The organism is Marivirga lumbricoides (genome assembly GCF_014636295.1).
Lineage (GTDB): Bacteria > Bacteroidota > Bacteroidia > Cytophagales > Cyclobacteriaceae > Marivirga > Marivirga lumbricoides.
Genome location: NZ_BMEC01000008.1, coordinates 283,225 through 299,168, shown reverse-complemented (window position 1 = coordinate 299,168; position 15,944 = coordinate 283,225). Strand labels below are relative to the sequence as shown.

Annotated in this window: 10 protein-coding genes; 2 read left to right on the top strand and 8 right to left on the bottom strand. The window is 37.1% G+C overall.

Annotated elements, in window-relative coordinates; all coding sequences use genetic code 11:
• Positions 1 to 15: 15 nt before the first annotated feature.
• On the bottom strand, positions 16 to 480 hold the full coding sequence (locus tag IEV85_RS13990) for a DUF4112 domain-containing protein (protein WP_188464409.1): 465 nt from the start codon (positions 478 to 480) through the stop codon (positions 16 to 18).
• A gap of 178 nt (positions 481 to 658) precedes the next feature.
• Between IEV85_RS13990 and gdhA the strand changes: the two genes are divergently transcribed.
• Positions 659 to 2,017 carry an NADP-specific glutamate dehydrogenase gene (gdhA, locus tag IEV85_RS13985; protein WP_188464407.1) on the top strand — a complete coding sequence of 453 codons (1,359 nt, stop codon included), beginning with the start codon at positions 659 to 661 and terminating at the stop codon, positions 2,015 to 2,017.
• A gap of 95 nt (positions 2,018 to 2,112) precedes the next feature.
• Here the strand turns inward: gdhA and IEV85_RS13980 are convergent, their stop codons facing one another.
• Positions 2,113 to 4,740 carry a CHAT domain-containing protein gene (locus tag IEV85_RS13980; RefSeq protein ID WP_188464405.1) on the bottom strand — a complete coding sequence of 876 codons (2,628 nt, stop codon included), beginning with the start codon at positions 4,738 to 4,740 and terminating at the stop codon, positions 2,113 to 2,115.
• A 59-nt stretch (positions 4,741 to 4,799) separates the two neighbouring features.
• Positions 4,800 to 5,246: a hypothetical protein gene (locus tag IEV85_RS13975; RefSeq protein WP_188464403.1), complete on the bottom strand. Its 447-nt coding sequence runs from the start codon at positions 5,244 to 5,246 to the stop codon at positions 4,800 to 4,802.
• A 126-nt stretch (positions 5,247 to 5,372) separates the two neighbouring features.
• Between IEV85_RS13975 and IEV85_RS13970 the strand changes: the two genes are divergently transcribed.
• Complete coding sequence (locus IEV85_RS13970) at positions 5,373 to 6,416, top strand: sodium:calcium antiporter (RefSeq protein ID WP_188464400.1); 1,044 nt, start codon at positions 5,373 to 5,375, stop codon at positions 6,414 to 6,416.
• 56 nt (positions 6,417 to 6,472) lie between these two features.
• Here IEV85_RS13970 and IEV85_RS13965 read toward each other — a convergent pair whose 3' ends face one another.
• The 5 genes from IEV85_RS13965 to IEV85_RS13945 form a co-directional block, all read right to left on the bottom strand.
• Complete coding sequence (locus IEV85_RS13965) at positions 6,473 to 7,852, bottom strand: dipeptidase (RefSeq protein ID WP_188464398.1); 1,380 nt, start codon at positions 7,850 to 7,852, stop codon at positions 6,473 to 6,475.
• Between the two features lie 24 nt (positions 7,853 to 7,876).
• Positions 7,877 to 12,649, bottom strand: a complete 4,773-nt coding sequence (locus IEV85_RS13960) for a hypothetical protein (protein ID WP_188464396.1) — start codon at positions 12,647 to 12,649, stop codon at positions 7,877 to 7,879.
• On the bottom strand, positions 12,649 to 13,494 hold the full coding sequence (gene prmA / locus IEV85_RS13955) for a 50S ribosomal protein L11 methyltransferase (RefSeq protein WP_188464394.1): 846 nt from the start codon (positions 13,492 to 13,494) through the stop codon (positions 12,649 to 12,651). The genes IEV85_RS13960 and prmA overlap by 1 nt, the downstream gene beginning before the upstream one ends.
• Entirely contained in the window at positions 13,494 to 14,252 is a 759-nt protein-coding gene (gene tpiA, locus IEV85_RS13950) for a triose-phosphate isomerase (protein ID WP_188464392.1), read from the bottom strand. The genes prmA and tpiA overlap by 1 nt, the downstream gene beginning before the upstream one ends.
• 103 nt (positions 14,253 to 14,355) lie before the next feature.
• Positions 14,356 to 15,780, bottom strand: coding sequence for a DASH family cryptochrome (locus tag IEV85_RS13945; protein ID WP_188464390.1), 1,425 nt, complete (start codon positions 15,778 to 15,780; stop codon positions 14,356 to 14,358).
• Positions 15,781 to 15,944: the final 164 nt, after the last annotated feature.

Here is a 15,944-nt window from a genome sequence, read left to right as displayed (position 1 = left end):
GATCGACTTAAATTTTTAAGAGATTAACTCTCCCAACTCCACAATTGCCCACCAGGCAATATAAATTAACGCTGCAATAATTGAGATAACTATTAAAATAACCAAAAAAAGCAGTCCCTTTCCTGACCCCTGATGTTTACCCTCTTCATAATACTCCTGCACTAATCGAAGGTTCTTCTCATTGGATTTATACCATACATCGAAAATGGTTCCCAGAATCGGAATTGAACCAATCAATGCATCCAGCGATGCATTGATGAGCATTTTCATAACTAACTCTCCACTGGCTCCATTTTTTCTTACGGTATATACAATCATGAGAGAAACCACATAAGTCCCTAAATCGCCCAGGCCAGGAATTATACTGAAGATAGGATCCAGGCCAAACCGAATGGAAGTTGATGGAATTCTAAATTTTGAATCAAGCAGTTGAGAGATTCTTCTGATCCATTTGAGGTCAGGCTTTGATGAATGCGGCATAAATTTTTAAATAAGATGGTAATGATCTAAACATTCAGAGATAAATCAAGTAAATAGTAAGAGCTAATATGCACAGATGTAACAAATTCATCCATTCACTTAATGGAAATTCTGACTCTGCTCATCTTTTAAACAGAATTTCTTCAGGTTGAGTTACTAATAGCAAACAAAACTTATTATGTCAGAAAACGAGTTATACGATAGAATAGAAAAAAGAAATCCTAACGAAACCGAATTTTTACAAGCCGTTGAAGAGGTAATTTCTTCTATAGGTAAAGTATTGAAAAAACATCCGGAATATCATCAATTAAAGATCTTAGAAAGGCTTGCTGAGCCTGAAAGATTAATTTCTTTTCGTGTAAACTGGGTAGACGATGAAGGAAATGTGCAAGTAAACAGAGGATATAGGGTACAAATGAACAGTGCCCTGGGACCGTATAAAGGAGGCCTGCGGTTTCACCCCTCTGTGAATCAAAGTATTTTGAAGTTTCTCGCCTTTGAGCAGGTTTTTAAAAATGCACTAACCGGCTTACCACTTGGTGGAGGTAAAGGAGGATCAGATTTCAACCCTAAAGAAAAATCTGACCAGGAAATAATGCGCTTTTGCCAGGCGTTTATGTCCGAATTATACAGGCACATTGGACATTTTACAGACGTGCCCGCGGGAGATATAGGCGTAGGCAGCAGAGAGATTGGTTATTTGTTTGGCGCGTATAAAAAATTACAAAATGAATTTACAGGGGTATTAACAGGAAAAGGACCAAAATGGGGAGGTAGTCCTATAAGGCCTGAAGCCACAGGCTACGGGCTGGTTTATTTTGCTGAGAATATGATGGCAAGCAATGGTGAATCATTGGAAGGAAAAACATGCATAGTTTCGGGTGCAGGAAATGTTGCGCAATATGCAGTAGAAAAATTAATTCAGCTAGGCGCAAAGCCCGTTACCATGTCAGATTCTTCCGGCTTTATATATGATGAAGAAGGAATAGATGAGGAAAAGCTGGAACACATTATGTACATTAAGAATGTTTCTCGTGGCCGTATTAAAGAATATACAGAGAAATACTCTAAGGCAAAATATACAGAAACAGACTCTTCAAAAGACTTCAAACCTATTTGGGAAACAAAGGCAGACTGTGCCTTTCCGTGCGCTACTCAGAATGAAGTAAAGGTAAAAGATGCCAAAAACCTGAAGAAGAACGGTATTAAACTATTGGCTGAAGGAGCTAATATGCCCACTATGGCTGATGCCATTGATGTTTTACAGGAAGCCAAAATCCTATACGCACCAGGCAAAGCTTGCAATGCCGGAGGGGTTGCAGTTTCAGGATTAGAAATGACTCAAAATAGAATGGGCGTATACTGGACCAAAGATGAAGTAGACGAAAAACTCAAAAATATTATGAAGCGAATCCATGATGACTGTAGAAAGACTATTGAGGAATATGAACTGAATAGCCATGACTATTTGGAAGCCGCTAACATTTTTGGATTTCTAAAAGTAGCCGATGCAATGAAGGCACAGGGAATAGTATAACCTTTTTTATCTGGTAGTGCTCACTAAGTAGTGAGATAGTGATAGCAATTAACAACTTAAAAGCTCTATTTATAAGAGCAAAGGTTCTGTAAAACTTAATTACTATTTAATACAAATGCACCCCAAAAGTAGGGCTCAGGATAAGCCTTCCGCAGCTGAACTTGCGCTTGGCGAAAAGCTGACGACATGCTGTTGCCCTGAAGCCAAAAATCATAAAAATAACTCATTAGTTTTTGTGTAGCACTATCATCTACCTTCCATAAGCTCATTATAATGTTTTTGGTACCCGCAGCAAAGAAAGCTTTTTGGAGACCATAAACCCCCTGACCCGGATAATAGTTTCCTAACCCCGTTTCACAAGCTGACAGCACTACCAATTCTGTGGAATCTAAATTTAACTCGGTCGCTTCGTAAGCCCTTAATATACCGTTTTCACGAATTCTCTCATCACGCTGGTTAACTCCTGACAATGCCAAGCCAGAATTAAGTAATAGCGCTATCAGCAAGTTGTCATCTTCACCAGATGACTGCTCATCAATAAAGAAACCATGTGTGGCCAAATGTATTATTTTTGGTGATTTAATTTCTCGTATTTTCTGCTCTGTTGCCTCCCTCCCTTTATTAACATCCACAGTGTACCTTTCAGCTTCTAAAAGACTGGAAACTTTTTCTAATTCCTCCTCGGTTCCTAATAAAGGCAAATACACTTCATTCGCACTTTCTGAATTTACAGTAAAAGCAGGATTACCAATCAAAACAGCCGTTTTTTCTCTGTTCGAAAATAAGAAGTTCTGTGTAAGTTGTTTGGTAGATTCCAACATATGAACCTCTAACTCATCAATAACAAATTTACCTGTTTCCGGATTCTGAAGTGTATTGATGTTTATTTGATGGTAAATGCCATCAGCAGAGACATATAGTTTTTCCAGTTGGGAGCTTCCCATTAGCTTTCCTATTTCACCAATGATAGGAGCCCAATAGTTAGAATAAGAGAGTTTATCTTCAATCTGATATTTTATGGAATTTTTATAATAACTGAACATCTCTTTCTCCATAAACTTACCGCCCTTACTGAGAATATAGGTCATTGCTGGCATTTCTACTGTTTCAGGTGTTAATATTAATATGAGATACCCTAAACCATTAAGCATTCTTATTATTTCGACTGCAGCCTCACCTTTTTTCAGTTGTCTTTGTATATCCTTCCAGGTAACTTCTTTAACAAGAAAACCGTGTTTAAATGACTCGGAAATTTCAACTAATTTGTTTTCTACAAAAGCCAAATCCTTTTCCGCAGCCTCTACAGCTTCCAAAGACACATTGCTTGCACCTGTCAGGCTTCTTAAAGCGTGCTTTTTGTTTACCCATTCCTGATAAAGTTGCCTCTCCTCATCTTTGCTATTGTTCAGTAGCCGATAGCGCATTTTTGCTGTGGCATTTAAAATGAGCCCCTTTGTATATAACCTGTTATTATACAAATCTTTACTAAGGGATAAATCGGAATAGTGTTCAGAAGAATATTGAATAGAAGGTATAAATCCGCTCGCTTCAAAGCAATAATTTGTAAAATTCTCAAAATAAAATTGCTGTGTTTTAAAGAAAGCACTTTTCTCATTTTCATTGAGAAAAGTAAAATTGTATTGTATATCTGTATTTATCTTCGAAAGCAGCATCTTAAATACCACACTTGCCTGATCATATTTTCCCTGCCAATTATAGGCAGTAGCTAAATTGAATAATGTGGCTTTATATAGATAGGCATTGTAAGAGCTCTGCTCTTTCTGCAGTTGCAGTGACTTCTGCAGATAAAAAGAAGCTTGATCGTATTCTTCAATGTTCAAATATTCATTACCCAGGTTTGCAAGTACACTTTTGAATTCATTTCTGGTGTGAAGATTGTGTTCTTCCCCATATTTTCTTGCTTGTTGAAATAAAGATATTGCTGAGTCCTGATTACCCACTTTACTATAAATAATACCACGGTTGGATAAAGACAGAAGATAGTCGATTGGATAATCTTCATCATCTACAACATTGCTATGCTTCTCGAAATAAAATTCCGCCTTATCAAAATCATCAATCTCCATGTAATAACTGCCTAAGTTATTAAGTAAGGTTATATAGAAATAAAGACTCTCATACTCATCGGGAAACAATTGCTCTATTTCTGGAATTAAGGGCTCAATGGTGCTGATAGCTTTATTTGTTAGGCCCTTTTGAGCCGATGATGTAGCATGTGCAGCTTTCAATTCTACCAGAATCTCATAATGCTTTAAAATATTACTTCTGTAGAAGCGGTTATTTCTATTAATCACTTTATTTATCTCAGTAATGCCTGCTTCATAATAAAACTCTGCTGAATCCACTTTATTTAGTGCATTATAGATTTTAGTCATAGAAGGAAAAGACTCTAGATACTCTATTGAATTCTTCTTTTCCTGATGGGAGGTAGAATAAAATTGCTGAAAATATTGCAGGGATTTCTCATAATTGCCTAAAGACATTTCCGAGTACCCTAAGTTGCGAAGTGCATTAAGATAATCCTTCCTGTTACGTTTTGTTTCTGCGTTGATGCTCCGCAAAGCTTTTTGGGACAAGAGAATAGTTAGCTTATAATCATTTTTCCTATAAGCCTCCGTAGCCTCAAGATTAAGCTCCTTTGCTGTTTGTGCTAAGATAGCATTGCAATAAGAGGCAAACATAAGAAGTAAGACAATTCGCATTATGTAATTGAAATTTCGTCATTAAGATATAGCTTAATTAACTGATATCCAAAATCTTATTAATTCAATTTATCTAATTTGAAGGTATACTCGCCTCTGTCATCCCGAACTTTTAGCGTGATATTATTTCTGGAAATTCTTGTCATTTCTCCAAAGTATACGAAATCACTTCTGTTTACATAATCATAAAATATCATCTCCATGGTAAAAATTTTCTCTCCATCGTCATACCTATCCAGAAACAAAGACCAGTCTCCATCAAAAACTGCATTTAAAGACCGATCTTCATAAATTGCAGTATAATCAGGATAGAAAGTTATAAAATCACCTGCATAGTCTTCGATTACATTAGTTCTAAACAATGCATGATCAGTTTTATAAAAGGCTTTATCAAAATACCAGGTACCAGTAATTTTATCTTCCTTTCTATCAAGTATTTCCTCATCTGAGCACGAAAACACCAGGCAAAAGCCCGCAAAAACGAATAACAGTTTTAAATTTCTCATTTTTTCTTATGTTTGATTTAATTTTTCCTTGCAAAAACTAAACCAATTGCACTTTTCATATTTATTTTTTCAAAAAATAATTACATTCATCTTTTGCCTAATAACTATAACCTTTAATAAAAATAAATGGGAACTTTATTCTTCTACATCTTTATAATCATAGCGTGCTCATGGATTGTATGGAAAGGAGGGGGTCTTTTAGAAGCTTCATCAGAACAATTAGCTGCTTATTATAGACTTCCGCCATTAGTTCAGGGAACTATAATAACTGCAGTAGGCTCCAGCTTTCCGGAATTGGCCGCTACAGTTCTCTCCACCTCTATTCATGGAAAATTTAATTTAGGTGTAGCTGCTATAGTTGGCTCAGCCATTTTTAATATTTTAGTAATCCCAGGCATTTCCGGTTTGGTGGTAAAAAGAATGCCAACAGATATTATGCTGATTTACAAGGATGTTCAATATTATGTAATTTCTGTAGCAGTATTAATGATTGCTTTTGCATTAGCTGTTATTTATTACCCTGTGGATAGTAGTTCATTTAACATTACCGGTGAAATGAACCGATGGATCGCTTTAATTCCTATTATATTTTATGGACTCTATCTCTTTATTCAGAGTATGGAAACCCGGGATTTCAGAAGAAACATAGAAAAAATGGAAGTGCTTGGAGTAGATAAAGCTACAATTAATGTTGGCAAAGAGTGGGGGAAGCTACTCCTGAGCCTGGTGCTAATTATTGGTAGTGTAGAGGGTTTGGTAAGTGGAGCTATTTTTCTTGGGGAGTATTTCAATACTCCGGACTTTATCTGGGGAGTAACCATCATTGCCGGAGCTACGAGTATTCCTGATGCAGTGGTTAGTATTAAAATAGCTAGAAAATTTCAAGGTTCTGTAAGCCTTGGCAATGTATTGGGGAGCAACATTTTTGATTTATTGGTAGCCGTACCCATAGGTGTATTAATTGCTGGTACAGCAACTATAAACTTTACCATTGCTGCCCCTTTAATGCTCTTTCTCGTAATTATCACCGTAATCTTATTTATCTTTCTCCGAACAAATCTGGCGCTCCTTCGATGGGAAGCTATTGTTTTATTATCGCTTTATGCATTTTTTGTAGTCTGGATGGTGCTGGAAACTGTAGGAATAACATCTTTTGTGATAAAACAATAAACTAAAAAGCCACTTCTATTTGTTTAGAAGTGGCTTTAACTGATTTTTTATTGCCTCTATTTTCCTGTTTCAGAAAACTCCTGATGAAACATAGCTACAGTTTCTATTCCCTTAAGGTAGTTTTCCACTCCAAAGCTTTCGTTAGGTGAATGGATAGCATCTGAATTTAATCCAAATCCCATTAAAATACTATCTAATCCCAATACGTCCTTAAAAAGCGAAACAATAGGAATACTTCCTCCCTCGCGGGTAGGAATTGGTTTTTTACCCCATACCTTTTCGAAAGCCCTCTCTGCTGCTCTATAAGCATCAGAATCAGTAGGTGTAACTGCAGGCATGCCTCCATGATGAGGCTTTACCTTTACCTTCACGCTTTTTGGTGCAATTGATTCAAAGTGCTTCTTAAATAATTCCGTAATTTCTCTGTGGTTTTGATTAGGTACCAGTCTCATTGAAATTTTAGCATATGCTTTTGAGGGTAGCACTGTTTTGGCTCCTTCGCCAATATAGCCGCCCCAAATGCCATTAACATCAAGCGTTGGTCTAATTCCCTGCCTTTCTAAAGTATTATAACCTGCTTCACCCTCTACATCATCGATAGCCAGGTCATTTTTAAAGTCATTAAGATCAAATGGAGCCAGATTCATTTTCTCCCTCTCAGCATTAGTTAATTCAACCACTTTATCATAAAAACCCGGTACAGTTACTTTTTTATTCTCATCCTGCAAGGAAGCAATCATTCTGCACAAAACATTAATAGGGTTAGCTACAGCACCACCATACACGCCTGAATGTAAGTCTCTGTTAGGGCCTGTTACCTCAACTTCCAGATAACTCAAGCCTTTTAAGCTCACTGCCATTGAAGGGTGTTCATTGGCAATCATTGAAGTATCTGATATTACTATAACATCTGCTTTAAGCTTTTCTGTATTTTCTTTAATAAACACTTCCAGGTTTTCAGAACCAACTTCCTCTTCACCCTCAATCATAAATTTCACATTGCAAGGCACCCCACCATTATTCATCATCATTTCAAAGGCCTTTATATGAATATACATTTGCCCTTTATCATCCGCTGAGCCTCTGGCAACAATTTTACCGTTTTTAATTACAGGATTAAATGGCTCCGAATCCCACAGCTCATAGGGGTCGGCAGGCTGCACATCATAATGGCCATACACCAATACGGTAGGTAAATTAGGGTTAATAATTTTATCTGCATATACAATCGGGTATCCTGCTGTTGAACAAACCTCCACATTTTCTGCCCCCGCTGCTTCTAATTTGTTTTTAAGAAACTCTGCAGCTTTCAGTACATCTCCCTTAAATTTCTTATCTGCACTTACACTAGGTATGCGCAGCAAGTCAAATAATTCATCAAGAAAGCGTTGTTTATTTTGGTTTAAGTAGTTACTGGTTTGTTCTTTTGTAATCATATATATTTTGTTTCTATTATTAAATTAAAATCCGTCATCATCATCCTCTGCCGGCTGTGTGGCTGGTACGGAAGGATCTGTCACTGGAGTTGAATTTACTGGCGCATTTGCTCCGGCTGTACCCGCTTCGGTAGCCATTTCCAGATAATAAGGAGCATCTATATCATAGTATTTTCTTCTATAATCTTCAACAAAGGTGGTTACCTCCAACTTGTCGCCAGTTAAAAATACATAGTCACCTACTTTGGCCTTCGTTGCTTTTGACTTTTTATCCACTATATCATTAGCAACCGGGTTAGAAGAGAAAAAGATCAAACGGTTTTCTTCGTAATGGAAGAAATACCAGCAAGATGGTGATACCTGAAGAAAGATTTTTAAGGAAGTTCCTATATCGTTTTTATTGATTTCGACAAAACCATCAATATTAGCATTTACATCTGTAGACCCCGTATTACTAAAGCCAATTTTCCCAACACTATACCAGGCTGATTGATCAACAGACCATTTTAGATCCAGGTTAGTGATGTTGAGTGTTCTGGTTAAAGCACTTGAGATACTATGAAGTGGCACATAATCATTGAAGATGGCTTGTTCATATTTTTTCGCTGCTGAATTTCCAGCAATCTCAGCTAATTTAGGAAGTAACCTCTCTAAATCTTTTGTAGCTTCAGGCAAACCTAAGCGCTGCACTACTTCCAACATATCATTACCAATAACAGGCGTTAAGCTATTAGGTAAAGAGAACTCAGAAGTAAGCATCACATTAAATACAAACTCTTGACTTACCAAATCTCCTGAACCTAATCCAGCACTTTTTATCTCAATTTTATCGTTTGTTTTAATGAAATTGAGCGGACCCTCAAATGCTACTTTCTGCTCTTTCTCATTATAAGCAAAATATTTACCAGCGTATGAAATCCCAAGGCTTTTGTCTTCATTTTGGATCACAAATTCATCTTCTGAGGCCTTATATCTAAGTAATCCACTTGGTACAAAGAAGTCCTGATCTGTTAAATCCCTTTTTTCATTGGTAAATGTTGCATATAATTCATTGGTTTGGCTATCAAAATGGATTCCTGCCTGTAATGGATTACCCATTTCTGTAACGCTTTTATTGAAATCAAAAACCACTTCCTTAGCACTGCCATCACTGTTGTACTGAATCCATGTATCATAATTAGGTATATTTTTCAGATCAAGCTGAACATACCCCTTCAAATCAAGTGCTGGTTTATCCGCATACATAGTAACATCACCTTTATAGTACATTCCCGGACTCACCAGCATTCTATCATCCAAAACTACATCCCCTGAGGAAACCGTTCTTAATTTTGCCTTTCCTTTGGCAGGATTTGGCACCGGTTCCAAAGTAAATTTCCCCATTTTTATAGAAAAAGTGTCTCCCACAGAATTCACATAGCGATAGGTGGCATCTCCTTCGAATTTATTTCTCGAAATGATATCAATTTCCCCATCGTACAGGTTGTGGTAAGCAGTTAAAGTATCAAGGCTTAACGTAGCATTATTAAGTTTAGACATAGCAGCATTCTGCCCCACTATAATTTTTCCTCCTTCAGGTGTAATTCTCGCATCTGCTACCTGAATATAAGGTATTCCGGAAATATTGAGTGATAAAGCATCTATGTCGTATATTGCTTCTGTGGCATTAAATACCAAAGAATCCTGATCAGGGTTTGTAGAGTAAAAATAAGAGTTCTGAATATTTACCCCTGCAGGCTTCTGCATGATTACTTTCTTTTCATCCAGCTTCCATACAGCAGAAGGAATGGAGGTTTTATAACTTGTATATGGAAAATCCAAGGCAGCATCACCCTCTACTTCAGGACTGATGGTGGCTACATTGGCAGCAAGATCAAACTGAAGGTTGACATTATCCGATGATAATGATGGAATGCTATCGTCAGACTGTATAATAAAATCTGCAAACCTGGCACCATAACTCTGTTCTTTAAATGAGTATTTATCTGATTTTGTTAAAGATTTCCGGGTACTCAATTCCCCGTCACCAAATAAGCCCCTTTCCGAAATAACAGCTCTTCCATCCAAAGAAGCTGTTTCACCATACATTTTAAAAGGTTCTGACTTGTTTGCAAGGTACAGGCTATCTTTCGATGTGAGCCACTTCATATCAAAGTTAACTATTTCCATATCAGGAAAAGACGCTCCTTTAACATCACCGGGATTCATTTTAGCATAAGTTCCTGCACCCACTATAGAGTCTTTAAAGAAGGTAAAATTGGAAGAGTTAATACTGGTACTCAAGAATTCAATTTTATCTCCTCCTCTCAGTCCTTTATTATCTAGTTTAATATCACCATAAAACCTGGCTTTTCCTTCCAATAAATCAATCCCCTCTTCAGGTAACGGATGTTGAAACCCTAGTGATTTATCAGGCATTACACGCAGTTTTTCTTCGAATACCGGAAATATTCCCCCGGAATGAAACTGACCTTCAAAGGCAATAGCATTGGGATCACTACTACTCACTGAATCTATACTGAATGGAGGAATACTGAAATAAAGGCTTTTGTCATATACCCCATCAAGTATTTCATCACCAAGGAAATATACAGTAGCTCCCTTTGTGGCATTAAAAGCAGGGTAGCTTGGATAATCTTTTGTGGCTGATTTGTTATCAGGTTTATTAATATAAAGTACTCCGGCCGTTTCAACCAGTTGATTTTTCAGCTTTTCGGAATCTGATCTTTTAGATTTTCCCTTAAGGTTAAATTCAATTTTATCAATTTGTGGCATTGATATTAAAAAGCTATCATAATCCATTTCAAAATCCACTCCTACATATTCAAAATTCCCCGCATACACAATCCCATTAAAAACAATATCTCGGTTTTCTTTTAGCACCACTATACCACTATCCGGTTTTACCCTTACACCTAACTTCTCATTAATCTCAAAATTTTCTACACCCCTAATAGTTAAAGTACCCTCTTCTAAATTAAGATTCCCATTAGGTGTTCCTGATGAAATAGAGCTAATTTTCAAATTATCAAAATCTTTTTTGCCCCAATTGGAGTCAACATAATGATAGGATTTCGGCAATAAGTCTATCCTACCACTAACTTCATCATAAGTAAGAAACCCATTTTCCATTAAGAGCTGCATAGCTCCTGAAAGTGTCTTCTGATCAATTTTCATACGATCAGCCACCTCATTAACATAAAAAGTCTTCTGTCTGGCTTTCCTGCTATAATTTACTATTAACTGCAATGGATGAAAACTATAAAGCCCGGAGAGACTACTATAGCGGTATTCATTAAAATATTCTGACGACTCAAATAAGGCAGGAACTCTCTTACTTGCAATTAAGATAGAAATATCTATTTCTGCAGAATCCAATGGCCACTCTATTTTATCAGCATAAAAATCAATATTGAAATAACTTGCAGAAAAAGGGCTTTTCTTAAAACCTCCTTTACCTTGTAAAAGAGTCAGTTTATTTTCTTTCACACTGTAATTAATACTCACCCCAGGGTGATAAATTGAATCTCTTCTCTGAAAAAGCGAAATATTTGCTACGTGGGAGGTGAACACAGAATCTTTATAAACGAACTCACGTGATTTGGCCAGGAATTTTTTCACAGCATTCCCTTGCAATTCCATCCTACTTAAACCATTATTTAAAGAAGCTGTAGTAATTGTTGTACCTCTTAATGTGATACCCCCTGTTAGCGAAAGTCCATTTACATCTAAAATATTTAAAGAATAGCCGGACTCATAGGATTGAAATGCAGGAAATTGAGGTGTACGGTTGGATTTACTTTCAGATTGATACTCGAACAAACCTTTAACAGGTTGTTTTAAAACAGAATTGTAGGTGAGTAAAGCATCTTCTGCCATGAAATTAGGCTTATTTACTTCAAGTGTATATTCAGAAAACTCTGCGAATAATTCTTCAGCTGAAATTTTAAGATGCTCCCAGGTAAATTTCCCGCCCTTTCCCACAAAGGTTTTACCTAAAAGCTCCATGCTACCTTCAGTATTCAGAATCTTTGCAGAATCCGATGCAGAAATAAACCGAAGGTCAATCCCTTTTAAAATAACTATAGGTCCGGAGAGTTCTGGCATTGGTGTTTTGTATGCCACATAACTTGGCTTCTCTTCTACAGCGGGGGTGTTATCTGCTGGCTCAGCATCCCATGAGCTGTCATCATTTCCCCAGCCGGAATCAGAACCCCAATCATCATCAGAGCTTTCACCCCAACCTGTTTCCTCCTCTACAGGTTCATCTTCAACTGTTTCCTCTGGTACAATCGGTTCCGGAGTATCCCATTCAAAACTCACTGTTCCTTTGTCAAAAGCTAATTGATAATATTTGCTGTAATACAGCGCCTTTTTTTCTAGAACACTTTCTGCCGCTTTAATTAATTTCTCTAATTCTTTAACGTGCAACTCACCCAATCCTTTTTCCACTATAATAAGAAAAGTTTGAATAGCAGGTGTGGGGTCTTGTAGGTTAGCAGCAGCACCACTGATAGTACTAATAAAAGGGAGACGGTACTTACTGGTATTTAATTTACGAACTACCAGCGAATCATACACTGCCTCAACTTTGGCTTTCAATTCAGAAGAATATGCCCCATTCTGCCAGTAATTTTGAAAAAATAGCGAGACTGCCTCTGATTTTTCAGATTTAACCTCTGCTAAATCAGCCTGCACCCGGGCTAAAAAGCTTGCAGGTTGTTGCAAAGCTTCACCAGGCTGCGCGAAAGCAGCTAGCCCTGAAAAAAATAAGAATAAAATTAAAATCTGTTTCATTAATTTAGTTGCAAACACAAAGCCGCCCATCGGTTGCGTAAGCTTCTTTTCCTCTCTTGTAACGAGTATTTACTCGCTTCATTTAATATGGCCGGAATATCCTCTTCATAGAAGCCACTTAGCAGCAAATATGCTCCATTAACCATAAACTTCTGCAAGAACTTGATATCCTCAAGCAAAATATTTCTATTGATATTGGCCAAAACAACATCAAATTTTGTGTTGTTTTTCACCGTTTCCACATCTCCCTGCCATATTTTAACCTGGTTGAGAGTAATCTCGTTCAGCTCAAAGTTTTCCTTGGCATTTTCTACTGCCCACTCATCAATATCATAAGCTGCAACAGTTTTTGCTCCTTTTTTTGCAGCTAATATTCCTAAAATACCTGTTCCACATCCGGCATCCAGTACATTTCTACCTGAAAACTCCATATTCAGCATAAATGCAAGAATTTGATAAGTAGTTTCGTGGTGTCCTGTACCAAACGACATTTTTGGTGTAACTATTATTTCATATAAAAAATTCGAATTAGCCGGGTGAAAGTTTGCTCTCACCAGTATTTTGTCCTCTACTTCTATAGGGTCATAATTTTTTTCCCAATCTTCATTCCAGTTTTCCTTTCCTACATAACTCTTTACAAAGGAAAAGTCACCCAAGGATTGGTAGCGGTCAAAAAGAGAGGAGATAAGACTATCCTCTATCTCCTCATTTTCTTCCGCATAAGCTAATAGGCCTGTTGCATCTTCTTTCTCCTGAAAAGTAGAAAAGCCTATTTCCGCTAGTTCTGCCATTAAGATTTCAATAAAATCCTCGGGGCAGTTAATGTCTAAAGCAAGGTAACTCATTAAAATGATTTAATGATATCTGTAAAGTCACGAGATTTTAAGGAAGCGCCACCTATTAAGCCTCCATCAACATCTTTTTGAGAAAATAATTCTTTTGCATTATCCGGCTTACAGCTACCACCATAAAGTATTGAAGTTTCCTCAGCCAATTTCCCAAACTTAGAGGCTAAATGTTCACGAATTGTTTCATGCATTTCTTGTGCTTGTGCCGAGCTCGCTGTTTTACCGGTTCCAATTGCCCATATAGGTTCATAGGCTATTACAATATTTTTAAAGGCTTCTTCTGACAAGTGAAACAGGCTATTTGTAAGTTGTTGTGTTACATACTTATTCTGTTCATTTGCTTCACGCACTTCAAGGGGTTCTCCGCAACAAAAGATAACTTTAAGATCATTTTTTAAAGCTGCATCCACCTTTTTGGCCAGCTCCTGATCAGTTTCCTTAAATTGTTCTCTTCTTTCACTATGGCCCAATATTACATACTGAGCACCTAAAGATTTAAGCATACTGGCCGAAACCTCGCCTGTAAATGCTCCTGAGTCTTCTGAATGACAGTTTTGACCTGACAGCAGGATTTGCCCCATCTCTGGTATCAAGTTCTGAACAGCGTAAATAAATGGATAAGGAGGAGCAATAATTACCTGAACATTGTCAGGAGCTTCATCAGCTACCATGTTTGCAATTTCAGAAGTAAGAGATTGAGCTTCTGTCAATGTTTTATTCATTTTCCAGTTTCCGGCTACTATTTGCTTTCTCATATTTTATATTTTTTCCAATGTTTAAGGTTTATACAAAAATAGAAAGAATAATGCAAAATCACCTGATGCTACAGTGTTTAGCTCCCTTAGCAGTAATAAAATTTCAATAATCCCACTTTTTCATATCCACAATAGGATCGAAATAGTCAATTTTTGTCCCATTAATCTGTTTGAGGTATTCTTTTTTATTTAATAATGCTATTTTATGAATATTAAAACCCTCAACATTTTTTAATTCAGGCAACCAAAACCGAACATAATCTCCTTTAGGATCATATTTTTTTGCCTGGCTTAAAATATTAAAATACCTGTTCTCGCGTGGATCATTACCAACTCCGGCCACATAGGCCCAATTCCCCCAGTTACTTGCTACGTCATAATCTAACAAGGCATGTTCAAAATACCATGCTCCCATTCGCCAATCTATACCTAAATCTTTTACTAAAAAGCTAGCCACATTCTGCCTTCCTCTATTGCTCATATAGCCGGTCTCATTTAATTCCCTCATGTTGGCATCAACAAAAGGCACACCTGTTTCGCCTGCTGCCCAGCGCTTAAAAATCTTTTCATCTGACGACCATTCAACCTCTTCCTCTTTAATCCCTGATGCATGAAATAACCTTTTCTGGAATTTTTTCAGTACAAAGTGAAAATAGTCTCTCCATATCAGTTCAAACACAAGCCAATAAGTGGATTGGTTTTTTACCCGTTCCGCCTCATAGCGCATTACTTCGTAATATATAGATTTAGGTGAGATGCACCCAAGAGCTAACCAGGGAGAAAACTTAGAGGAATAATCGCTTCCAAGAAGGCCGTTTCGCGTCACTTTATAATTCTTAAGCTGATCCTGTTCCCAAAAGTAATGATTGAGTCTTGCCCATGCCTCCTTTTCACCACCGGCAAATGCCAGCACCGACTTGGCTGATGGCTTTTCGGGAGAAATTCCCACATCCAGGGCTGAAACCTTCTTCTCATTCAATTTTACAGATAATGAAAACTCAAGAGGTGTTTTAATGAGCTTACGAACAGCGGTCTGTTTTTCATTTTCTTTCCTGAATTGAGTAAAAACATCGGGGAGTTTTCCTATGGGCCAGGGAATATCCTCTTCATGAAAAAGAGTGTTTTGAGCATATGTGTTGAAAAAGATTTTCTTTCTGGTAAGAACCTTTTCTAGCCTTTCTTCACTTTGCTGTTCATAAACACCGGCTTCTTTTGGCGCAAAAACAGCATCGCAATTGTATTGAGCCGCCATTTCTTCGATTACCTTTTCCGGGTTTCCTTTGCTGATAATGAGCTCTCCTCCTAATGAAAAGATGCTTTCCCGGAGGTTAGCTACTGATTGCCAAAGAAAAGTGAGTCTTTTTTGAGAAGCATGAGCCATAGAGATAGGATTATCTTTCCACAGAGCTTCATCAAAAATATATATTAAAATATATTCTGAAGATTGTTGAATTCCTTCTACCAAAGCCTCATTATCCTGAAGCCTCAGATTATTCCTGAACCATATGATTGAACGATTGAATCGCATAAAATATATCTTTAAAGAATTATTGCTTAATTTGCTTCACATATGTGGTTTTACATAAGTTAAATGCACTATGGTTAACCCATTGATCGAAATTTATGTTTGAAGCTTTTTAAATATAAAATAGTGCGATAAATTGTGGCCAGTATAAGAATACGTTTCTCTTT

Bases quoted from the DNA above. Each gene is read 5' to 3' on its own strand.
- IEV85_RS13990 (WP_188464409.1), bottom strand. From the start codon at position 480: ATGCCGCATTCATCAAAGCCTGACCTCAAATGGATCAGAAGAATCTCT.
- gdhA (WP_188464407.1), top strand. From the start codon at position 659: ATGTCAGAAAACGAGTTATACGATAGAATAGAAAAAAGAAATCCTAAC.
- IEV85_RS13980 (WP_188464405.1), bottom strand. From the start codon at position 4,740: ATGCGAATTGTCTTACTTCTTATGTTTGCCTCTTATTGCAATGCTATC.
- IEV85_RS13975 (WP_188464403.1), bottom strand. From the start codon at position 5,246: ATGAGAAATTTAAAACTGTTATTCGTTTTTGCGGGCTTTTGCCTGGTG.
- IEV85_RS13970 (WP_188464400.1), top strand. From the start codon at position 5,373: ATGGGAACTTTATTCTTCTACATCTTTATAATCATAGCGTGCTCATGG.
- IEV85_RS13965 (WP_188464398.1), bottom strand. From the start codon at position 7,852: ATGATTACAAAAGAACAAACCAGTAACTACTTAAACCAAAATAAACAA.
- IEV85_RS13960 (WP_188464396.1), bottom strand. From the start codon at position 12,649: ATGAAACAGATTTTAATTTTATTCTTATTTTTTTCAGGGCTAGCTGCT.
- prmA (WP_188464394.1), bottom strand. From the start codon at position 13,494: ATGAGTTACCTTGCTTTAGACATTAACTGCCCCGAGGATTTTATTGAA.
- tpiA (WP_188464392.1), bottom strand. From the start codon at position 14,252: ATGAGAAAGCAAATAGTAGCCGGAAACTGGAAAATGAATAAAACATTG.
- IEV85_RS13945 (WP_188464390.1), bottom strand. From the start codon at position 15,780: ATGCGATTCAATCGTTCAATCATATGGTTCAGGAATAATCTGAGGCTT.